The following is a 21754-nucleotide window of genomic DNA, read 5'->3' as shown; positions in this document are numbered from 1 at the left end:
GTAGGCGATGGACAACAGGTTGATATTCCTGTACCACCTCTTTATCGTTTGAGCAATGGAGGGACGCAGAAGGATAGAAGAAGCGTGCGATTGGTTGTGCACGTCCAAGCAATTAGGCTGATAAGTAGGCAAATCCGCTTATCGTGAAGGCTGAGTTGTGATGGGGAAGCTCCTTATGGAGCGAAGTCTTTGATTCCCCGCTGCCAAGAAAAGCTTCTAGCGAGATAAAAGGTGCCTGTACCGCAAACCGACACAGGTAGGCGAGGAGAGAATCCTAAGGTGTGCGAGAGAACTCTGGTTAAGGAACTCGGCAAAATGACCCCGTAACTTCGGGAGAAGGGGTGCTTTCTTAACGGAAAGCCGCAGTGAATAGGCCCAAGCGACTGTTTAGCAAAAACACAGCTCTCTGCGAAGCCGTAAGGCGAAGTATAGGGGGTGACACCTGCCCGGTGCTGGAAGGTTAAGGAGAGGGGTTAGCGTAAGCGAAGCTCTGAACTGAAGCCCCAGTAAACGGCGGCCGTAACTATAACGGTCCTAAGGTAGCGAAATTCCTTGTCGGGTAAGTTCCGACCCGCACGAAAGGTGTAACGATTTGGGCACTGTCTCAACCAGAGACTCGGTGAAATTATAGTACCTGTGAAGATGCAGGTTACCCGCGACAGGACGGAAAGACCCCGTGGAGCTTTACTGTAGCCTGATATTGAATTTTGGTACAGTTTGTACAGGATAGGCGGGAGCCATTGAAACCGGAGCGCTAGCTTCGGTGGAGGCGCTGGTGGGATACCGCCCTGACTGTATTGAAATTCTAACCTACGGGTCTTATCGACCCGGGAGACAGTGTCAGGTGGGCAGTTTGACTGGGGCGGTCGCCTCCTAAAGTGTAACGGAGGCGCCCAAAGGTTCCCTCAGAATGGTTGGAAATCATTCGTAGAGTGCAAAGGCATAAGGGAGCTTGACTGCGAGACCTACAAGTCGAGCAGGGACGAAAGTCGGGCTTAGTGATCCGGTGGTTCCGCATGGAAGGGCCATCGCTCAACGGATAAAAGCTACCCCGGGGATAACAGGCTTATCTCCCCCAAGAGTCCACATCGACGGGGAGGTTTGGCACCTCGATGTCGGCTCATCGCATCCTGGGGCTGTAGTCGGTCCCAAGGGTTGGGCTGTTCGCCCATTAAAGCGGTACGCGAGCTGGGTTCAGAACGTCGTGAGACAGTTCGGTCCCTATCCGTCGTGGGCGTAGGAAATTTGAGAGGAGCTGTCCTTAGTACGAGAGGACCGGGATGGACGCACCGCTGGTGTACCAGTTGTTCTGCCAAGGGCATAGCTGGGTAGCTATGTGCGGAAGGGATAAGTGCTGAAAGCATCTAAGCATGAAGCCCCCCTCAAGATGAGATTTCCCATAGCGTAAGCTAGTAAGATCCCTGAAAGATGATCAGGTTGATAGGTTCGAGGTGGAAGCATGGTGACATGTGGAGCTGACGAATACTAATAGATCGAGGACTTAACCATATAATATGTAGCAATGTTATCTAGTTTTGAAGGAATATGCCTTCATAGTTTGGTGATGATGGCAGAGAGGTCACACCCGTTCCCATACCGAACACGGAAGTTAAGCTCTCTAGCGCCGATGGTAGTTGGGACCTTGTCCCTGTGAGAGTAGGACGTCGCCAAGCAACTTAAAACACGAGTCATTTGACTCGTGTTTTTTTATGTTGTTAAACAATATGTGAAAGAAGTAAAGGTAATACAAACACGTTGCCCAAGAGTAAATCATATTATATAAGAGATTGATGTATATTTTTCTGTAAATTGTTAAGGAATAGTAGTACAAAATATGTGTATTAAAATAGGGGAGGAAAGGATATGAAATTACAAAGTGAAATTTGCATCGTGTGTGAGACAAAAAGAAAAGAAGGTATATATGTTTATAATAATTTGATATGTCATGAATGTGAAAAGGATATGGTGAATACCGAGACGAATGATCCGAAATATATACATTATTTAAAACAACTTCGAAAATTAGAAGTATCATATTTTTAAATAGGCGTATGCCTATTATTTTTTTTGTTCTGTATAATAGATAAAGAATGAATAATAAGGAAGAGGTATATATGAATCAAAATCGTATGCCTTTATATGAGGCTTTAATAGAGTTTAAAGGAAGAGAGCCGCTATCTCTTCATGTTCCAGGTCATAAGAATGGTTTAAACTTCCCACAGGAAGCTATTGGAGAGTTTAAAGATATACTATCCATTGATGTAACAGAGTTAACAGGATTAGATGATTTACATAGTCCGTTTGAATGTATAAATGAAGCGCAACAATTGTTAACTGATGTATATGGTGCAAAAAAAAGTTATTTTTTAATTAATGGTTCAACAGTGGGAAATTTAGCAATGATTTTGTCTTGCTGCGGTGAGCATGACATTGTCCTTGTGCAAAGAAACTGTCATAAATCAATCATTAATGGGTTGAAACTAGCGGGTGCGAATCCGATTTTTCTAGACCCATGGATTGATGAGGCGTATAACGTGCCAGTGGGAATTCATGATGAAGTTATTATAGAAGCAATTGAAAAATATCCTAATGCTAAAGCTCTCATTTTAACGCATCCTAATTATTATGGTATGGGAATAGATTTAGAGGCAAGTATTGCTTATGCACATGCACATAAAATCCCTGTTTTAGTGGACGAGGCTCACGGAGCACACTTTTGCTTAGGAGACCCATTTCCAAAGTCAGCATTAGAATATGGTGCAGATATTGTAGTTCATTCTGCACATAAAACATTACCTGCGATGACAATGGGATCCTATTTACATATAAATAGTCATTTAGTCGATAAAGAAAAAGTTTCTACTTATTTGAGTATGCTACAATCTAGTAGTCCGTCATATCCAATTATGGCTTCTCTTGATATAGCGCGCTTTACCCTAGCGAGTATAAAAGAAAAAGGTCACGATGAAATTATTGGGTTTTTACGGGGATTTAAAAAAGGATTGTACTCTATTCCACAAATAGCTGTTTTACAATATCCGTTGCAAGATGATTTAAAGGTTACTGTACAAACTCGTTGTCAGCTATCCGGATATGAATTACAGTCTTTGTTTGAAAAGGTCGGAATATATACAGAAATGGCAGATCCATATAATGTCCTATTTATTTTACCTCTGCAAGTAAGTCAGGAGTACATGAAGGCTATAGAGATAATTCGAGTAGCATTGGAACATTATGAGAGGAAAGACAAGAACGAATCTATTCGTTATACTTATAAAAGAGAATTCACTCCTTTACCGTATACGTATAAGCAACTAGAAGGATACAAAACAAAAGTAGTACCGATAGAAGAAGCGGTTGGGATGATAGCGGCGGAAATGGTAATTCCGTATCCACCTGGAATTCCATTGATTATGTATGGTGAAAGAATTACTTCAGAACATAAAGAGCAAATTATGTATTTAGAGAAAACAGGAGCTCGTTTTCAAGGAAGCACGAAAGATATGAAAGTGTATGATATAGAAAGTAGGTTTTAGGATGAAGGGATTATTTGTAACAATTGAGGGGCCAGAAGGTTCGGGTAAAACAACGTTAATTAAAAGATTATTACCATATTTTGAGCAAAAAGAACAAAAGGTAATGGCGACGAGAGAACCAGGTGGTATTGCAATTTCTGAGGATATTAGAACGATTTTACATAAACAAGAATATACGATGATGGAAGCACGTACAGAGGCACTTCTATATGCCGCTGCACGTAGACAACATTTAGTGGAAAAGGTTATGCCAGCGCTTAATGAAAACTATCTTGTGCTATGTGATCGTTTTATAGATAGCTCTTTAGCTTATCAAGGCTATGCAAGAGGATTAGGTATGGATAAAGTATTTGAAATCAATCGTTTCGCAACAGAAGACTGCATGCCTAGTTTAACAATTTACCTAGACATTGAACCCGAGGTTGGTTTAGCTAGAATTGAAAAAGATGCGGGACGCGAAGTGAATCGATTAGACATGGAAGATATCTCTTTCCATAAACGAGTGCGTGAAGGATATTTACAAGTTGTAGAACGTTTCTCAGATCGTATTGTAGTGGTAAATGCTGATCAACCAATGGAACAACTTATAGAAGAAGTTGTTCAGATTATAGAAGAGAAATTGTTATAATAGAAGGAAAGAATGAAATAAGTGAGGTATGCATTATGACGGTGACGTGGGAGCAGCTTTCTGGTATACAGCCCATCGGTGTAAAAATGTTGATGAATAGCATTGCAAAAGAGCGTATATCCCACGCTTATTTGTTAGAGGGAGGGAAAGGAACAGGGAAGTTTGCGACAGCAATTCAGATGGCAAAGAGTTTTCTCTGTTCCCAAAGGAATGGGGTAGAGCCCTGTCACGTATGTACAAATTGTAAGCGAATTGATTCAGGTAACCACCCTAACTTACATATTGTTAAACCAGACGGATTATCTATTAAGAAGCAGCAAATTCACGATTTACAAGAAGAGTTTTCAAAAACAGGATTAGAGGCAAATAAAAAAGTATACATTATTGAGCATGCAGATCGTATGACAGCAAACGCAGCGAATACACTCTTAAAATTTTTAGAAGAACCAAGTAGTGATACAACAGCTATTTTACTTACTGAACAAAGTCATCAAATTTTAAATACGATTTTATCTCGCTGTCAAGTTGTTACATTTAGACCATTACCTACTGAATCTTTAATTAAAAGATTACAGGATGAAGGTATTACAGCACCTTTAGCGACCCTTGCTGCACAACTTACGAATAGTTTTGAAGAAGCTTTAGCTTTGTGTGATGATGAATGGTTTGCACAAGGACGAGCTTTAGTGATAAAATTATGTGAAGCGCTCGAAAAAGATAAAACCTCTATTTTTTTTGTACAAGAAAAATGGGGAAAACACTTTGGAGAGAAAGAACAATTACAGCAAGGTTTAGATATGTTACTCCTTATTTATAAGGATTTATTATATGTTCAACTTGGAGAAGAAGATCGTCTTGTTTTTCATGAGCAGAAAGAGATATTTGAATCTTTCTCCTATGCTCAGAAGCGCATTGTATCAGCTCTCTTTAATATATTAGAGGCAAAAAATAGAATCAACGCTAATGTAAATGCGCAGCTTGTGTTCGAACAGTTAGTGTTGCGGTTGCAGGAGGGATGACCGTTTTGTATGATGTAGTAGGTGTTCGCTTTAAGAAGGCCGGAAAGGTATATTACTTTGATCCGAATCAGTTCGATATCTCTGAAAATGAGTTCGTAATTGTAGAAACGGTAAGAGGTATTGAATACGGAAAAGTAGTTATTACCAAAAAGCAAGTTGATGAAAACGACGTTGTATTACCGCTGAAAAAAGTTATTCGTATTGCAAATGAAAATGATCGTACCATTGTTGAAGAGAACAAACATGCTGCGAAAGAAGCATATCAAGTTTGTCAACAAAAGGTAGTAGAGCATAATCTTGATATGAAACTGGTAGATGTAGAGTATACGTTCGATCGTAATAAGATTATTTTCTACTTTACTGCGGATGGTCGGATTGATTTCCGCGAACTAGTTAAGGACTTAGCGGCAATTTTTAGGACAAGAATTGAACTAAGACAAATTGGTGTTCGTGATGAAGCGAAGATGCTTGGTGGTATTGGTCCATGTGGTCGTATGCTTTGTTGTTCTACTTTTTTAGGAGATTTTGAACCTGTATCCATTAAAATGGCTAAGGATCAAAATTTATCATTAAATCCTGCAAAAATCTCTGGTTTATGTGGTCGCTTAATGTGTTGCTTAAAATATGAGAATGATGAATATGAGGCAGCAAAGGAACAACTTCCTGATTTAGATCAACGTATACAAACCCCGCATGGTACTGGCCGTGTTATCGGATTAAATATTTTAGAAAGATTAATTCAAGTGGAACTAGTAGACAAGGAACGGATAGTAGAATATACGTTAGATGAATTAGTGAATAAAGGGGTCGTTTCGAGTCAAACCACAGATTAATGAGGTGGGTGCTTGTGGAGAAAAAGGATATTTTTGCATCGGTTTCTAGTATGGAAGAGCAAATTGGACATTTATATAAACAGTTGGGAGAATTAAAACAACATCTTGCAGAGTTATTGGAAGAAAACCAACATATAAAAATGGAAAATGAAAATTTGCGACAACGTTTTGAAGAAGTGCAGATTAAAGAAAAACAAAAAACTCAAAAACGTAAAGAAGTGAAGCCAAAGACAGATATTGGTGAAGGCTACGATAATTTAGCAAGACTGTATCAAGAGGGTTTTCATATTTGTAATCTACATTATGGAAGTGTACGTAAAGAGGGAGATTGTTTATTCTGTCTGTCATTTTTAAATAAAAAGTGAAATTACCTTTCCAATTATAATTGGAAAGGTAATTTTTTATACATGGGAATAGAACGAAATGTGTTTTATATTAGTAGAAGATCCAATAGGGTAGGTTAAGGGTAAGAAAAGGAGTAGTATATGAATTTATATGAAGATGAACGTTTAGATTACTTATTAGCGCAAGAAATGAAAATTATACAAAGTCCATCGGTATTTAATTTTTCTTTAGATGCTGTTTTACTTGCAGACTTTGCTTGGGTGCCAATTCAAAAAGGTAATTTACTCGATCTGTGTACAGGTAACGCAGTTGTACCTCTGCTATTAAGTACAAGAACAAAAGGGAATATTACAGGTGTGGAAATTCAAGAACGTTTATATGATATGGGAATAAGAAGCGTTCAATATAATAAATTAGAAGAAAGAATTCACTTAATACATGGGGATTTAAAAGATATGCCGGAGAAACTGGGCCGTCATCAATATGATGTTGTCACATGTAATCCGCCTTACTTCCAAACACCTGCAACTTCTGAAAAAAATATGAATGAACATTTGGCGATAGCTCGTCATGAAATTATGTGTACATTAGAGGATGTTGTATCTGCAAGCAGTCAGCTAGTAAAACAGGGTGGGAAAGTAGCATTTGTACATCGTCCAGGTCGTTTACTAGACATTGTTACATTAATGCGTAAATATAAAATTGAACCAAAGCGTGTACGATTTGTTTATCCTAAGGCAGGGAAAGAAGCGAATACATTGTTAATTGAAGGAATTAAGGACGGAAACGCAGATTTAAAAATATTGCCACCTCTTTTTGTATATGAAGAAAATAATGAATATACAAAGGAGATTCGTTCAATTTTATATGGAGAAGAATAAGCATTGTTTTTATGTAGTAGAGTGCTCTGATGGAAGTTATTATGCTGGATATACAAATCATATAGAGAAGCGGGTTCAAACGCATAATAGCGGAAAAGGGGCTAGGTATACGCGTGCTAGACTTCCTGTTGTTTTAAAGTATATAGAATTTCATGAAGATAAGCGTACAGCTATGCAGGCAGAGTATTATTTTAAGCAATTAAATAGAAAACAAAAAGAAGAATACATGCAAAAAGGAGAACCATATGTGGCAACAAAAAAGCTTTCAGCAAACTGAAAAAGGAATGTTATATTTAGTACCGACTCCAATTGGAAATTTAGAAGATATGACATTTCGTGCGATCCGCATTTTAAAAGAGGCAGATGTTATTGCAGCGGAAGATACAAGGCAAACGAAGAAGCTTTGTAATTATTTTGAAATCGAAACACCGGTTATGAGTTATCATGAGCATAATAAGGAAGTAAGTGGACGTAAAATTTTAGATAAGTTAGAAGAAGGCAAGACTGTAGCCATCGTAAGCGATGCTGGTATGCCGTGTATTTCCGATCCAGGCTATGATATTGTTGTCGAGGCAGTAGCTGAACAATATCACGTAATTCCGCTTCCTGGGGCAAATGCGGCTCTTACAGCATTAATTGCATCAGGTCTTGAGACAAAACAATTTTATTTCTATGGGTTTTTACAAAGAAATAAAAAGGAAAGAAAACTGGAATTAGAAAAACTTCGATATGTACAAACTACAATGATGTTTTATGAGGCACCTCACCGTCTGGATGATACTTTAATCTCAATGCAAGAAGTATTGGGGAACAGAGAAATTGTATTATGTCGAGAGTTAACGAAGAAATTTGAAGAATTTATTAGAGGGACAGTTGAGGAAGCGATTGAATGGACAAAGCAAAATGAAGTTCGTGGTGAGTTTTGTATTTTAGTAGCTGGTTCAACGGAAGAACCTGCCCCAGAAGAACAATGGTGGGAACCTATTTCGGTATATGATCATATTGAACATTATATAAATGAAAAAGGTATGAATTCAAAAGAGGCGATAAAAACAGTCGCTAAAGATCGAGATTTGTCGAAACGCGACGTATATCAAACCTATCATGTTGATAAAAAATAAGCTTCTCATAATTGAGAAGCTTATTTTGCTGTTTCGATATAATCTTGAAGTTCGTTTAAGATTTGCTCAGCGCCTTCTTTGCTTAAGATAATTTTACCTTCAGCTAAAGATAGGTTACCATCAGATACTTCACCAGTTACTTGGCAAGTCATGTTTGGCTTATATTTTTTTAAGATGATTTTCTCGTCATCAACGTAGATTTCAAGAGCATCCTTTTCTGCAATACCTAAAGTACGGCGTAATTCGATTGGAATTACCACACGACCTAATTCATCAACTTTACGAACGATACCAGTAGATTTCATAATTCTTTTCCTCCTAAATAAATAGTTTATAAGTTTCGAGTCTATTTTTTGATTCGTCATTTTTCGACAAAATACCCTATGGACATATGATACCAATCATTTACATTTCCGTCAATTCTTTAATTCTATATTTTTTAAAAAGATTTATAGATTTCTTACTTCTTATATATAATAGAATGGGAGTAATTTCTACACATATTTCACTTTATTTTCTGAAAAGTTTATATATTATGTGTGAAAGGTGTATATTTTTTTGAAATATGAGTAATAGATGATAAGGATATTGAGTATTAACTCATTTCTATCCCATTACTTTTGAATAGTAAGACTTCCACCCCAACATTAGGCTGGGACAAAGAAGTTAAGTGAGTGCCGGGCCGTTGGTAAAAGTCCATTTGGTGAAAGGAAATGATTAGCGGGAGATGAACAAGCCCCTTACTGATTAAAGTTTCACTTTATATATGAGTTTTTGATATACTGTTTATAAATACATATGAGGTTATTCGGGAGGTCCAAAACAATGACAGAGGAAAATAAGTCCTTTTATATTACTACCCCAATTTATTATCCAAGTGGAAAATTACACATTGGACATGCTTATACGACAGTAGCAGGAGATGCGATGGCGCGCTATAAGCGTATGCAAGGATACAATGTTCATTATTTAACAGGAACTGATGAACATGGGCAGAAGATCCAAAAGAAAGCAGAAGAATTAAATGTTACACCACAAGCGTATGTGGATAACATTGTTTCAGGAATTAAAGAACTATGGGGAAAAATGGATATATCTTATGATGATTTTATTCGTACAACTGAAGATCGTCATAAAGATGTTGTCGAAAAAATCTTCAAGCAGTTAGTAGATCAAGGTGATATTTATCTGGATGAATATGAAGGTTGGTATTCTGTACAAGATGAAACATTCTATACAGCGCATCAATTAGTAGATCCAATTATGGAAGGCGATAAAGTAGTTGGAGGAAAAAGTCCAGATAGTGGTCACGATGTAGAACTTGTTCGTGAAGAATCATATTTCTTTAGAATGGGTAAATATGTCGACAGACTATTAAAGTTCTATGAAGATAACCCACATTTCATTCAGCCAGAGTCTCGTAAAAATGAAATGATTAATAACTTCATTAAACCAGGATTAGAAGATTTAGCAGTTTCTCGTACGTCATTTGACTGGGGAGTTCGTGTTCCAGGTAACCCGAAACACGTTATTTACGTATGGGTTGACGCATTATCTAACTACATTACAGCACTAGGTTATGGAACAGCAAATGAAGAGAAGTATAAGAAATTCTGGCCAGCAGATGTGCATTTAGTTGGAAAAGAAATTGTTCGTTTCCATACAATTTATTGGCCAATCATTTTAATGGCATTAGATTTACCTCTTCCGAAAAAAGTATTTGCTCATGGTTGGATTTTAATGAAAGACGGAAAAATGAGTAAATCAAAAGGAAACGTAGTAGATCCAGTTACATTAATTGATCGTTACGGATTAGACGCATTACGTTACTACCTACTTCGCGAAGTTCCATTCGGATCTGACGGGGTGTTCACACCAGAAGGATTTGTTGAACGTATCAATTTCGATTTAGCAAATGACTTAGGTAACTTATTAAATCGTACAGTAGCTATGATTGATAAGTACTTTAACGGAGAGATTCCTGCATATAAAGCAAATGTAACGGAGTTTGATGAAACATTAGTAACGTTTGCAAAAGATACATTGAAAAAAGTAGAAGAAGCAATGGAGAATATGGAGTTCTCTGTAGCTTTAAGCTCAATTTGGCAATTGGTTAGCCGCACGAATAAATATATTGATGAAACACAACCATGGGTACTAGCGAAAGATGAGAGTGATCGTGAGAAATTGGCTTCTGTAATGGCTCATTTAGCGGAAGTACTTCGTCAAACAGGTATTATGCTTATGCCATTCCTAACAGTGGCACCGAGCAAAATGTTTGCTCAACTTGGCCTTACTGATGAAGCGCATAAATCTTGGGAAAGTCTATCTGCAATTGGCTGTATTCCAGCTGGAACAAAAGTAGAAAAAGGACAACCAATCTTCCCACGTTTAGAAATGGAAGTAGAAGTAGAGTATATTAAAGAACAAATGAAAGGTTCTGCTCCTAAAGTTGAGGAGAAAAAAGAAGAAGAACCGAAAGCAGAAGAAATTACAATTGATGATTTCTTCAAAGTAGAATTACGAGTAGCAGAAGTAATATCGGCTGAACCTGTGAAAAAAGCAGATAAGTTATTAAAAATTCAGCTTGATTTAGGTACAGAAAAGCGTCAAGTTGTTTCTGGGATTGCAAAATTCTATTCTCCGGAAGAACTAAAAGGTAAAAAGGTTATTTGTGTAACGAACTTAAAGCCTGTAAAATTACGCGGTGAATTATCACAAGGTATGATTTTAGCAGGTGAAGAGAATGGCGTATTGTCATTAGCATCAATCGATCAAAATCTGCCTAATGGTACAAAAATCAAGTAATTAAGACAAGAAAAGAGATGTTTCACGTGTAACATGTGTGAAGCGTCTTTTTTCTTTTTACACTCTCTATTTTTGCATTAAAATTGTAGTATTGTTATCGTTAAGTTATTAAAAAGCTTATTTTTGTAGAATAAACTTGATTTCAATATAAAAGGAGTTATGTATTATGTTGTTTGATACACATTCACATTTGAACGCAGAGCAATTTGAAGAAGATTTACAAGAAGTTATTGCACGAATGAAAGAAGCGGGAGTTACATATACAGTTGTTGTTGGATTTGATGAAGTAACGATAAAAAAGGCGATTGAATTAGCGGAAGCTTATGATTTTATTTATGCTGCGGTTGGATGGCATCCTGTGGATGCAATCGACATGACAGAAGAACATTTAGCTTGGTTAGAAGAACTTGCTTCCCATCCTAAAGTCGTTGCACTTGGAGAAATGGGCTTAGATTATCACTGGGATAAGTCACCGAAGGAAATACAGAAGGAAGTATTCCGTAAACAAATTGCATTAGCCAAAAAGGTGAAATTACCAATTATTATACATAACCGCGATGCAACTCAAGATATTGTTGATATTCTAGAGGAAGAGAATGCAGCTGAAGTAGGAGGCATTATGCATTGCTTTAGCGGTAGTGTTGAAGTAGCGCAGCGATGCGTTGATATGAACTTTTTAATTTCGTTGGGCGGGCCAGTTACATTTAAAAACGCTAAGAAACCAAAAGAAGTTGCTGTGGAGATTCCACTAGAGAAATTGTTAATTGAGACAGATTGTCCATATTTAACACCACATCCATTTCGCGGAAAACGAAATGAACCGAGCTATGTAAAACTCGTAGCAGAAGAAATTGCGAATTTAAAAGGAATTTCTTATGAAGAGGTAGCGGAAGTAACAACTAAGAATGCAAAAGCTTTATTTGGTGTTGAATAAAAAGAATGGGGGAGCCCATTCTTTTTATTTTTTGAGAAATGGAGTAGTAGAAGTGGTAGAGAAAACGAAGGCGAATGAGGAAGTGTTACAATAAGGAGAGAGAACAAATTTTTTGCCATTCTATTTTTTAAAATGCAAGAATGGGGAAAATAATAATGGAAAAGTCGTCATTTTTTTGTTTTACTAAGTAGAGACGAAACGAGTGTGGAGGCAAGCATGAAAATTAAAGAGATTATCGTTGTAGAAGGTAAAGATGATACAGTTGCGATTAAGCGTGCTGTTGATGCGGATACAATTGAAACGAACGGTTCAGCAATCGGTGATCATGTTATTGAGCAAGTTAAATTAGCGCTGCAAAAACGAGGCGTTATTATTTTCACAGATCCGGATTATCCTGGAGAGCGTATTCGAAAAATTATTTCTGATAAGGTGCCTGGATGTAAACATGCTTTTTTACCGAAGGAAGAAGCACTTGCTAAGAGGAAAAAAGGTGTCGGAATTGAACATGCTTCTAATGAATCAATTCGCCGTGCTTTAGAGAATATACATGAAGAAATGGAAGCTTACACAAGTGAAATTAGTTGGAGCGATCTAGTCGATGCAGGTTTAGTGGGCGGAGAAATGGCAAAGAGTCGCAGAGAAAGAATGGGTAAGCTATTAAAGATTGGTTATACAAATGCAAAACAGTTACATAAACGTTTACAAATGTTTCAAGTTTCAAAAGAATCATTTGCAGAAGCTTACAAGCAAGTCATACAGGAGGAAAGAAAATGAAGGATATCGCAACACCAAATCGTACGAAAGACATTGTTGAAAAGTATGGATTTTCATTCAAAAAAAGTTTAGGGCAAAATTTTTTAATTGATACGAATGTATTAAATCGTATCGTTGATCACGCTGAAATTGGTTCAGAAAGTGGTGCAATTGAAATTGGACCAGGTATCGGTGCATTAACAGAACAATTAGCGAAGCGTGCTAAAAAAGTAGTGGCTTTTGAAATTGATCAAAGGTTATTACCGATTTTAGATGAGACATTAGCTCCATATGGCAACGTTACAGTTATCAATAAAGATGTACTAAAGGCAGATGTACATGAGGTGTTTAGTGAGCAATTTGAAGAAGGGCAAGATGTAATGGTAGTAGCTAACTTACCATACTATATTACAACGCCAATTTTATTTAAATTGCTGGAAGAGAAATTACCTGTTCGTGGATTTGTTGTTATGATGCAAAAAGAAGTTGGGGATCGTTTAGCAGCTAAACCTGGAACGAAAGAGTATGGTTCTTTATCAATCGCTATTCAGTATTATACAGAGGTAGAAACAGTCATGACTGTGCCACGTACAGTGTTTGTGCCACAACCAAATGTTGATTCTGCAATTATTCGTCTTCTAAAGCGTCCGAAACCAGTTGTAGAGGTGGCGGATGAGACGTTCTTCTTTGAAGTAGTACGAGCAAGCTTCGCGCAACGTCGTAAAACTTTAATGAATAACTTATCAAATAATTTAAATGGTTTCCCGAAAGATAAAGAGCTGTTGAATCAAATTTTAACAGAAGTAGGAATTGATCCAAAGCGAAGAGGCGAAACGTTATCTATTGAGGAGTTTGCAACATTAAGTAATGCATTAGTTCTTCATAAATTATCATAAGAATATAAAAGGGACAGTTCAACTTGAACTGTCCCTTTTGTCACCTTTTCTCTCCTACATTCATACTTTAAAAACAGGTAAGATGGCCTAACGAGTTTGGAGGTAGGAGAATGGCTTTACATGTTGGAGAATTAGTGGAACGATATTCTCATAATAGGGATATCCTTTTTCGTATTATAGAAATAAAAGGCGAGATAGCTATATTGTTTGGAGAGGAAATTAGACTCGTGGCAGATGCGCCGCTTGAAGATTTAATTAGTATAGATCAACGAGAACATAAAAAAAGAGTGAAGCGTGAAAAAGAGACAATGGAGCGTACGTACCGTTTATTCCAACAAGATTATGTATTGATGAAACAAAGGCATGAACACACTTCAACTGGTGGGTACACAAGTGAAGTGAATTATTTTCAAATGCCAGGGCGTGTATTGCATATAGATGGGGATCCTTTATATTTACGTAAGTGCTTAGACTTATATAATAAAATCGGTGTTCCTGTACAGGGTATTCATTGTAAGGAAACGGAGATGCACGAAAAGGTAGTAGACTTAATCGATCATTTTCGTCCAGATATTTTAGTTATTACAGGGCATGATGCTTATACAAAGTCAAAAGGGGTAAAGGGAGATTTAGCAGCATATAGGCACTCAAGACATTTTGTACAGGCTGTTAGAGAAGTGCGAAAAAAATATCCATCATTGGATCAACTCGTTATTTTTGCGGGGGCGTGTCAATCGCATTTCGAGGCGTTAATTCGAGCAGGTGCTAACTTCGCTAGTTCCCCGTCCAGGATTAATATTCATGCACTAGATCCTGTATATGTGGTTGGTAAAATTAGTTTTACCTCATTTATGGAGAGAGTCAATGTATGGGATGTTGTACGTAATACGATTACTGGTGAAAAGGGACTAGGTGGGATTGAAACGAGGGGGATTTTACGAACTGGATTACCTTTTCAACACTATGAAGAGTAAGCAAGGTACATATGTATCTTGCTTTTTTATGTGAAAGGGAATGAAATGAATTTGGATAAAAAGTGGTAAGAGCGTAAAGACTACATAATGATACTTTTACAATATAGTATTTCTTCTATCTATTCGAACGCATGATGCTTTTATAATGATATTGTCTATGAATTGCAGTTAATCATTGGGATAGATATATCGTGTTTTAAGTGTTCAATCTAAATTACAGCGAGGTGTAGCAAGGTATATGTCAAAACGTTTAGATGAAATTAAAAGCGAATTAGATCACCATCTTGGACAGAGACTTATGTTAAAGGCTAATAGTGGAAGAAGAAAAACTGTGGAGCAATCGGGTGTACTTGCAGAAACATACCGTTCTGTGTTTGTTGTACAGTTAGATCAACAAGAAGATGCGCTGCAACGTGTATCTTATAGTTATGCAGATGTTTTAACAGAGACAGTGGAGTTAACATTTTATGATGAACCACATAATGAAGTCATTTTATAATTCATGTATCGTTACATATATTCCCACAAATGAAAAGCTATATTATTTTGCATACTAACTATACCGTAGCAAAATAAGGAGGGACTCTGCATTGAGTAGACGAAGAGGTGTCATGTCAAATCATTTTAAAGAAGAGCTAGCAAAAGAGCTAGGTTTTTATGATGTTGTTCAGAAAGAAGGATGGGGCGGAATTCGTGCGAAAGATGCTGGTAACATGGTGAAACGTGCTATAGAAATTGCAGAACAGCAATTGATGAAACAAAACCAGTAGTTGTAAGATACTTTCTATGTTACGGTAGCCGAGGAGTGATTCCTCGGCTTTTTGTACTCTAAAAGGTGCCATCATTTTACATAAATAGTTTCATTCTTAATGCTTTTCGTTATAATTAGGGAAGTGTCATCGTCTTACTATAAATTTATGGTAAAATAAACGATAAAAGATTGAGTACATAGAGTGGGTGAATAGATTGAAGCTACTAGTGAAAGCACCAGCAAAGATTAATCTGTCGTTAGATGTACTGGGAAAAAGACAAGACGGATATCATGAAGTGAAAATGATTATGACAACAATTGATTTAGCGGATCGTTTAGAACTAACGGAATTAGCAGAAGACCGTATTGAAATTTTATCCCATAATCGGTATGTCCCAGACGACCAACGAAATTTAGCTTATCAAGCAGCGAGATTATTAAAAGAGAAGTTTAATGTGAAAAAAGGTGTATCTATTACTATTGAAAAAACGATTCCAGTTGCGGCTGGATTAGCAGGTGGAAGTAGTGATGCAGCAGCGACATTACGTGGCCTTAATAAATTATGGAATTTAGGGCTTACAATTGACGAATTAGCAAAGCTTGGATCAGAAATTGGATCAGATGTATCGTTCTGTGTATATGGCGGGACAGCACTTGCCACTGGAAGAGGAGAGCAAATTGAGCATATAAAGACTCCGCCTTCTTGTTGGGTTATTTTGGCGAAGCCACATATTGGTGTATCTACTGCTGATGTGTATGGAAATTTAAAATTAAATCGAGTTACACATCCAAATGTAGATAAAATGGTGGATGTTATAAATGCTGGGGATTACAAAGGAATTTGTGATACTGTTGGCAATGTTTTAGAAGATGTAACATTTAAGATGCATCCTGAAGTTGCTCGTATTAAAGCACAGATGAAGCGATTTGGAGCAGATGCTGTATTAATGAGTGGAAGTGGTCCAACTGTATTCGGCCTTGTACACCATGATTCGCGAATGCATCGGATTTATAACGGATTAAAGGGATTTTGCGAACAAGTATATGCCGTACGTTTATTAGGAGAGCGAGAAACGCTTGAATAAAGACGTATAATACGTTATGATTTGTTTAAAATATTCGTGATTTGAGGTGAGGGTATGAAAATTAGACGAAGTACAAGATTGGTCGATATGACGTATTACTTGTTACAAAATCCTCGTCAGCTAGTTTCTCTCACTTTTTTTGCTGAAAGGTATCAATCAGCTAAGTCTTCCATTAGTGAGGATTTAGTTATTATTAAGCAAACGTTTGAACAACAAGGGGTCGGCACATTGCAAACGATACCAGGAGCAGCAGGAGGAGTGAAATATATACCATATATAAGTGAAGAAGAGGCAGACCTAATTATTGGTGAGCTTTGTAACTTATTTGAAAATCCGGGTCGTATCTTGCCTGGCGGTTACTTATATATGACAGATCTTTTAAGCAATCCTCGCTATATTAATGGCGCAGGTCGTTTGTTTGCTTCTGTTTTTGCTAGGCAACCAATTGACGCAGTTATGACGGTAGCGACAAAAGGGATTCCACTTGCTTATGCGGTAGCAAACTACTTAGATGTACCAGTAGTAATTGCGAGAAAAGATAATAAGGTAACAGAGGGACCTACTGTTAGTATTAACTATGTATCAGGTTCTTCTAAGAGAATTCAAACAATGACATTAGCAAAGCGTAGCCTTCCAGAGGGATCAAATGTTTTAATTATTGATGACTTCATGAAAGCCGGCGGAACAATTCAAGGTATGATGAGCATGTTAGAAGAGTTTAAGGCTAATGTTGTCGGTATTGGAGTATTAGTAGAATCTACGGACATCGAAGAACGACTGATTAATAATTTTGTATCATTAATTCGTCTGTCAGAAGTTGATGTGAAAGAAAAAGCAATTCAGGTGGAAAAGGGAAATTATTCACTGGCACCATTTGATGAGGGGCTTGTAGAGGCTGAATAAAAAGATAAAGCGGATAGCTTTATCTTTTTTTATTCTATTTATAAATTATAAAATAGATGGACAAACTGCTTTTCGTGCACTATTTTTAAAGAGTAAAAATAAATAATAAAGGGTGAAAAAATATGAAAGTTGTTCAAACAAGCAAAGCACCACAAGCAATCGGACCATATTCACAAGGGATTATTGTAAATAATATGTTTTATAGTTCAGGACAAATTCCGTTAACAGCAAGTGGAGAACTTGTAACGGGAGATGTGACAGTACAAACAGAGCAAGTATTTGAAAATTTACAAGCTGTATTAGCAGAAGCGGGTGCTTCATTTGATACAGTAGTAAAAACAACAGTATTTTTAAAAGATATGGACGATTTTAACGCTGTTAATGAAGTGTACGGCTCTTATTTTTCTACTCATAAACCAGCACGTTCTTGTGTACAAGTAGCAAAATTGCCGAAAGATGTTTCGGTTGAAATCGAAGTAATTGCCCTAGTTAAGTAAGTCTTTGTAAGCGATAACCTCTATTAATCCTTATATTCAACTGTGCTAAAAATTTTTAAAAAATTAAAGGGAAAATAGAAATTTTGTGGAATTTATACAAATATATCGCTTATTTAGAAAAGGGTGGTGAACACAGGATGGAAGTAACTGACGTAAGATTACGCCGCGTAAACACAGAAGGCCGCATGAGAGCAATTGCCTCTATTACTCTAGACCATGAATTTGTTGTTCATGATATTCGTGTAATTGATGGTAATAATGGATTATTTGTAGCAATGCCAAGTAAACGTACTCCAGATGGAGAATTCCGTGACATTGCACATCCAATTAATTCTAATACACGCTCTAAAATTCAAGATGCGGTTTTAACAGAGTATCATCGTTTAGGCGAGTTAGAAGAGGTTGAGTTTGAAGAAGCAGGCGCTTCGTAAAATTCGAATGAAAAGGGCTTTTGAAAGAAAGCCTTATAATTTTGTAGCAAACCCCTGTAAGCATTTACAGGGGTTTGTTTTTTTGTGATTTTATATAATATTTATTCGGAAAATTCTAAATCTATTCGAACGAAGAAGAGAAACTTCTAATTTTTTCAAAATCATTTTAAATAGTATAGCTTATTTCTTAAAAAAGATACTAAAGAGTAAAACATCTTATAAGAATTATGGTAAAATTTAATAGTTAAAATGTGTTTCTTGAAATATATGATGATTTAGGATAATATCGTTAATGGATAAATAGGTTGCGATGGAGGGTCTATATGTCAAACAGATTTGCAGTGATTCTAGCTGCAGGTAAAGGCACACGTATGAAGTCTAAGCTATACAAAGTGCTTCATCCTGTATGTGGAAAACCTATGGTACAACATGTTGTCGACCAAGTATCTCAATTAGGATTGCAGAAACTTGTAACAGTCGTGGGACATGGTGCTGAAATGGTACAAGAACAGCTAGGAAACGTAAGTGAGTTTGCATTACAAGCAGAACAACTGGGTACAGCGCATGCTGTAGATCAAGCTGCAAGTGTACTTGCAAATGAAGAAGGAACAACTTTAGTTATTTGTGGTGATACGCCGCTAATAACTGCTGAAACGATGGAAGCATTGCTTCAGCAACATAAAGAAGCAGGGGCAATGGCAACGGTGCTAACAGCGTACATAGAAGAACCTGCTGGATATGGTCGTATCGTTCGTAATGAGAATGGTCATGTTGAAAAGATTGTTGAGCATAAGGATGCAAATGAAAAAGAATTAGCTATTAAAGAAATCAATACAGGTACGTATTGTTTTGATAATAAAGCTTTATTCGCTTCACTTTCTAAGGTTTCAAATGATAACGTACAAGGTGAATATTACCTTCCAGATGTTATTGAGATTCTAAAAAATGAAGGTCATATCGTATCAGCTTATCAAACAGAGCACTTCGATGAAACGTTAGGTGTTAACGACAGAGTCGCTCTATCGCAAGCGGAAGTTATTATGAAAAACCGTATCAACCGAAAAAATATGGTGAATGGTGTTACAATTATCGATCCAAGTAACACATATATTTCTGCCGACGCAATTATCGGTAGTGATACAGTTCTTCATCCAGGAACAGTTATTGAGGGTAATACTGTAATTGGTTCTGATTGTGAAATTGGACCGCATACAGTAATTCGCGATAGTGAAATTGGAGATCGTACGACAATTCGTCAATCTACTGTACATGATAGTAAACTTGGTACAGAAGTAGCGGTTGGTCCATTTGCACATATTCGCCCAGATTCAGTTATTGGAGATGAAGTACGCGTTGGAAACTTCGTGGAAATCAAAAAAACTGTTTTTGGTAATAGAAGTAAAGCTTCACACTTAAGTTATATCGGGGATGCACAAGTTGGAGAAGACGTGAATCTTGGTTGTGGTTCAATTACGGTGAACTATGACGGCAAGAATAAATTCAAAACTGTGATTGGTAACGGGGTATTTATTGGATGTAATTCAAATCTAGTTGCGCCAGTAACAGTTGAAGATGGTGCTTATGTAGCGGCAGGCTCTACAATTACAGAGAATGTTCCATCAAAAGCATTATCAGTAGCACGTGCACGTCAAGTTAACAAAGAAGACTATGTTGATCAATTGCTGAATAAGAAAAAATCATAATGTGGAGGGTTAATCTAGATGTCGACTCAATATCTAAATTCTAATTTGAAAGTATTCTCTTTAAACTCTAATAAGGAACTTGCTGAGCAAATCGCAAAGCATATTGGAGTAGGACTAGGAAAATGTTCTGTTGATCGTTTTAGTGATGGAGAAGTTCAAATTAACATTGAAGAAAGTATCCGTGGTTGCGATGTATTCATTATTCAATCTACAAGCTTCCCAGTAAACGAACATATCATGGAATTACTTATTATGATCGATGCATTAAAACGTGCATCTGCAAAAACAATTAATATTGTTATTCCTTACTATGGTTATGCGCGTCAAGACCGTAAAGCGCGTTCTCGTGAACCAATTACATCGAAACTTGTAGCAAACTTGCTTGAAACAGCAGGTGCAACTCGTGTAATCACTCTAGATTTACATGCTCCACAAATTCAAGGGTTCTTTGATATCCCAATCGACCACTTAATGGGTGTACCGATTCTTTCGGATTACTTTGAAACAAAAGGTCTTAAAGATATCGTAATCGTGTCTCCTGACCACGGTGGTGTAACTCGTGCTCGAAAAATGGCAGATCGCCTAAAAGCACCAATTGCTATTATTGATAAGCGTCGTCCTCGCCCGAACGTATCAGAGGTAATGAACATTATCGGTAATATTGAAGGTAAAACAGCGATTTTAATTGATGACATCATTGATACAGCTGGTACAATTACATTAGCAGCAAACGCTCTTGTAGAGAACGGTGCTTCTGAAGTATATGCTTGCTGTACGCACCCAGTATTATCTGGTCCAGCAATTGAGCGTATTCAAAATTCAAATATTAAAGAGTTAGTTGTAACAAACTCTATCGTATTACCAGAAGAGAAGAAAATCGACAAAGTACATGAACTTTCAGTTGCTCCATTAATCGGAGAAGCAATCATTCGTGTATACGAAGAAGAATCTGTAAGTGTATTATTCAATTAATTGGATAGAATGAGACGTAACCAAGCTTGGTTACGTCTTTTCGTATCGAAAAAAGAAAGTAGTTGGTACAAGAATGAAATTGATAGTAGGACTTGGGAACCCAGGTAGAGAATATGAATTAACAAGGCATAATATTGGATTTATGGCGATTGATGAACTTGCAAAGCGTTGGAATATTTCTTTAAATGAACAAAAATTTAAAGGGGTATTTGGTGCAGGATTTGTTAATGGAGAAAAAGTAATATTATTAAAGCCGCTTACATATATGAATTTATCTGGGGAAAGCATTCGACCACTCATGGATTACTACAAGATTGACGTTGAGGACTTCGTTGTGTTGTACGATGATTTAGATATCCCTGTAGGTAAATTACGTCTTCGTATGAAAGGAAGTGCTGGTGGACATAATGGTGTGAAATCAACAATTTCACATTTAGGAACACAAGAATTTCAACGTATCCGTATGGGAATTGATCGTCCGAAAAATGGAATGAAGGTAGTAGATTACGTATTAGCACGTTTTACATCTGAAGAAATCCCAGATGTTAATCATTCTATTGAAAAAGCAGCGGATGCATGTGAAGAATGGTTAAAAAAACCCTTTCTTCAAATTATGAATACTTTCAATAGTTAAGGGCATGATTGGGAATATTTTATTTTATTTTCACCCATACTAGTAGTAAT

24 protein-coding genes and 2 rRNA genes (1 of these 26 cut by a window edge) are annotated in these 21754 nt (G+C 36.9%); 25 read left to right on the top strand and 1 reads right to left on the bottom strand.

Annotated elements, in window-relative coordinates:
• The 11 genes from EUC40_RS25750 to rsmI form a co-directional block, all read left to right on the top strand.
• Positions 1 to 1509: ribosomal RNA gene (locus EUC40_RS25750) — 23S ribosomal RNA — on the top strand; it begins 1413 nt to the left of the window's first position.
• Positions 1510 to 1557: 48 nt separating this feature from the next.
• Positions 1558 to 1673: ribosomal RNA gene (gene rrf, locus EUC40_RS25745) — 5S ribosomal RNA — on the top strand.
• Positions 1674 to 1863: 190 nt separating this feature from the next.
• On the top strand, positions 1864 to 2043 hold the full coding sequence (locus tag EUC40_RS25740) for a sigma factor G inhibitor Gin (RefSeq protein ID WP_071710678.1): 180 nt from the start codon (positions 1864 to 1866) through the stop codon (positions 2041 to 2043).
• Between the two features lie 71 nt (positions 2044 to 2114).
• Positions 2115 to 3536 carry an aminotransferase class I/II-fold pyridoxal phosphate-dependent enzyme gene (locus EUC40_RS25735; RefSeq protein WP_156576867.1) on the top strand — a complete coding sequence of 474 codons (1422 nt, stop codon included), beginning with the start codon at positions 2115 to 2117 and terminating at the stop codon, positions 3534 to 3536.
• Between the two features lies 1 nt (position 3537).
• On the top strand, positions 3538 to 4164 hold the full coding sequence (gene tmk / locus EUC40_RS25730) for a dTMP kinase (RefSeq protein ID WP_071710676.1): 627 nt from the start codon (positions 3538 to 3540) through the stop codon (positions 4162 to 4164).
• Between the two features lie 35 nt (positions 4165 to 4199).
• The gene (gene holB / locus EUC40_RS25725; protein WP_156576866.1) at positions 4200 to 5183 is read left to right on the top strand and encodes a DNA polymerase III subunit delta'; all 984 of its coding nucleotides are present in this window, start codon (positions 4200 to 4202) and stop codon (positions 5181 to 5183) included.
• 5 nt (positions 5184 to 5188) lie between these two features.
• A complete protein-coding gene (locus EUC40_RS25720) occupies positions 5189 to 6016 on the top strand; it encodes a PSP1 domain-containing protein (RefSeq protein WP_000272429.1) in 828 nt (275 codons plus the stop codon).
• A 14-nt stretch (positions 6017 to 6030) separates the two neighbouring features.
• Positions 6031 to 6381: a DNA replication initiation control protein YabA gene (gene yabA / locus EUC40_RS25715; RefSeq protein ID WP_000412062.1), complete on the top strand. Its 351-nt coding sequence runs from the start codon at positions 6031 to 6033 to the stop codon at positions 6379 to 6381.
• A 120-nt stretch (positions 6382 to 6501) separates the two neighbouring features.
• On the top strand, positions 6502 to 7242 hold the full coding sequence (locus EUC40_RS25710) for a tRNA1(Val) (adenine(37)-N6)-methyltransferase (protein ID WP_071710674.1): 741 nt from the start codon (positions 6502 to 6504) through the stop codon (positions 7240 to 7242).
• Positions 7229 to 7519 (top strand): GIY-YIG nuclease family protein, encoded by a 291-nt coding sequence (locus EUC40_RS25705; protein WP_156576974.1) that lies wholly within the window; start codon positions 7229 to 7231, stop codon positions 7517 to 7519. The genes EUC40_RS25710 and EUC40_RS25705 overlap by 14 nt, the downstream gene beginning before the upstream one ends.
• Positions 7488 to 8363, top strand: coding sequence for a 16S rRNA (cytidine(1402)-2'-O)-methyltransferase (rsmI, locus tag EUC40_RS25700; protein WP_156576865.1), 876 nt, complete (start codon positions 7488 to 7490; stop codon positions 8361 to 8363). The genes EUC40_RS25705 and rsmI overlap by 32 nt, the downstream gene beginning before the upstream one ends.
• A gap of 20 nt (positions 8364 to 8383) precedes the next feature.
• Here the strand turns inward: rsmI and EUC40_RS25695 are convergent, their stop codons facing one another.
• Positions 8384 to 8668, bottom strand: a complete 285-nt coding sequence (locus EUC40_RS25695) for a transition state genes transcriptional regulator AbrB (protein ID WP_000843036.1) — start codon at positions 8666 to 8668, stop codon at positions 8384 to 8386.
• Positions 8669 to 9188: 520 nt separating this feature from the next.
• Here EUC40_RS25695 and metG point away from each other — a divergent pair.
• From metG to pth, 14 genes are all read left to right on the top strand, one after another.
• Positions 9189 to 11171: a methionine--tRNA ligase gene (gene metG / locus EUC40_RS25690; protein ID WP_242660448.1), complete on the top strand. Its 1983-nt coding sequence runs from the start codon at positions 9189 to 9191 to the stop codon at positions 11169 to 11171.
• A 166-nt stretch (positions 11172 to 11337) separates the two neighbouring features.
• Positions 11338 to 12105 carry a TatD family hydrolase gene (locus EUC40_RS25685; RefSeq protein ID WP_156576864.1) on the top strand — a complete coding sequence of 256 codons (768 nt, stop codon included), beginning with the start codon at positions 11338 to 11340 and terminating at the stop codon, positions 12103 to 12105.
• A gap of 216 nt (positions 12106 to 12321) precedes the next feature.
• On the top strand, positions 12322 to 12879 hold the full coding sequence (rnmV, locus tag EUC40_RS25680) for a ribonuclease M5 (protein WP_000692830.1): 558 nt from the start codon (positions 12322 to 12324) through the stop codon (positions 12877 to 12879).
• Positions 12876 to 13754, top strand: coding sequence for a 16S rRNA (adenine(1518)-N(6)/adenine(1519)-N(6))-dimethyltransferase RsmA (gene rsmA, locus EUC40_RS25675; protein WP_000651550.1), 879 nt, complete (start codon positions 12876 to 12878; stop codon positions 13752 to 13754). Before rnmV ends, rsmA begins: the two co-directional genes overlap by 4 nt.
• Before the next feature lie 110 nt (positions 13755 to 13864).
• Complete coding sequence (gene yabG, locus EUC40_RS25670; protein ID WP_001173739.1) at positions 13865 to 14728, top strand: sporulation peptidase YabG; 864 nt, start codon at positions 13865 to 13867, stop codon at positions 14726 to 14728.
• 238 nt (positions 14729 to 14966) lie between these two features.
• Positions 14967 to 15227 (top strand): biofilm formation stimulator Veg, encoded by a 261-nt coding sequence (veg, locus tag EUC40_RS25665; protein ID WP_000044345.1) that lies wholly within the window; start codon positions 14967 to 14969, stop codon positions 15225 to 15227.
• A 91-nt stretch (positions 15228 to 15318) separates the two neighbouring features.
• The gene (sspF, locus tag EUC40_RS25660) at positions 15319 to 15498 is read left to right on the top strand and encodes an acid-soluble spore protein SspF (protein ID WP_079999435.1); all 180 of its coding nucleotides are present in this window, start codon (positions 15319 to 15321) and stop codon (positions 15496 to 15498) included.
• A gap of 196 nt (positions 15499 to 15694) precedes the next feature.
• Positions 15695 to 16564 (top strand): 4-(cytidine 5'-diphospho)-2-C-methyl-D-erythritol kinase, encoded by an 870-nt coding sequence (gene ispE, locus EUC40_RS25655; protein ID WP_156576863.1) that lies wholly within the window; start codon positions 15695 to 15697, stop codon positions 16562 to 16564.
• 54 nt (positions 16565 to 16618) lie between these two features.
• Positions 16619 to 17467 carry a pur operon repressor gene (purR, locus tag EUC40_RS25650; RefSeq protein WP_000702470.1) on the top strand — a complete coding sequence of 283 codons (849 nt, stop codon included), beginning with the start codon at positions 16619 to 16621 and terminating at the stop codon, positions 17465 to 17467.
• A 122-nt stretch (positions 17468 to 17589) separates the two neighbouring features.
• On the top strand, positions 17590 to 17964 hold the full coding sequence (locus EUC40_RS25645; RefSeq protein ID WP_000869819.1) for a RidA family protein: 375 nt from the start codon (positions 17590 to 17592) through the stop codon (positions 17962 to 17964).
• 137 nt (positions 17965 to 18101) lie between these two features.
• The gene (gene spoVG / locus EUC40_RS25640) at positions 18102 to 18395 is read left to right on the top strand and encodes a septation regulator SpoVG (RefSeq protein WP_000454042.1); all 294 of its coding nucleotides are present in this window, start codon (positions 18102 to 18104) and stop codon (positions 18393 to 18395) included.
• 323 nt (positions 18396 to 18718) lie between these two features.
• The gene (glmU, locus tag EUC40_RS25635) at positions 18719 to 20098 is read left to right on the top strand and encodes a bifunctional UDP-N-acetylglucosamine diphosphorylase/glucosamine-1-phosphate N-acetyltransferase GlmU (RefSeq protein WP_000071037.1); all 1380 of its coding nucleotides are present in this window, start codon (positions 18719 to 18721) and stop codon (positions 20096 to 20098) included.
• 18 nt (positions 20099 to 20116) lie between these two features.
• Entirely contained in the window at positions 20117 to 21070 is a 954-nt protein-coding gene (locus tag EUC40_RS25630) for a ribose-phosphate diphosphokinase (protein WP_000107420.1), read from the top strand.
• A gap of 73 nt (positions 21071 to 21143) precedes the next feature.
• Positions 21144 to 21704, top strand: coding sequence for an aminoacyl-tRNA hydrolase (gene pth / locus EUC40_RS25625; RefSeq protein ID WP_000767701.1), 561 nt, complete (start codon positions 21144 to 21146; stop codon positions 21702 to 21704).
• The last annotated feature ends 50 nt before the right edge of the window (positions 21705 to 21754 follow it).

It is taken from the genome of Bacillus luti (assembly GCF_009739945.1).
GTDB classification, from domain to species: Bacteria; Bacillota; Bacilli; order Bacillales; family Bacillaceae_G; genus Bacillus_A; species Bacillus_A luti.
Note: the sequence above shows the minus strand (reverse complement) of the source record. Positions and strands in the feature narration are given on the sequence as shown.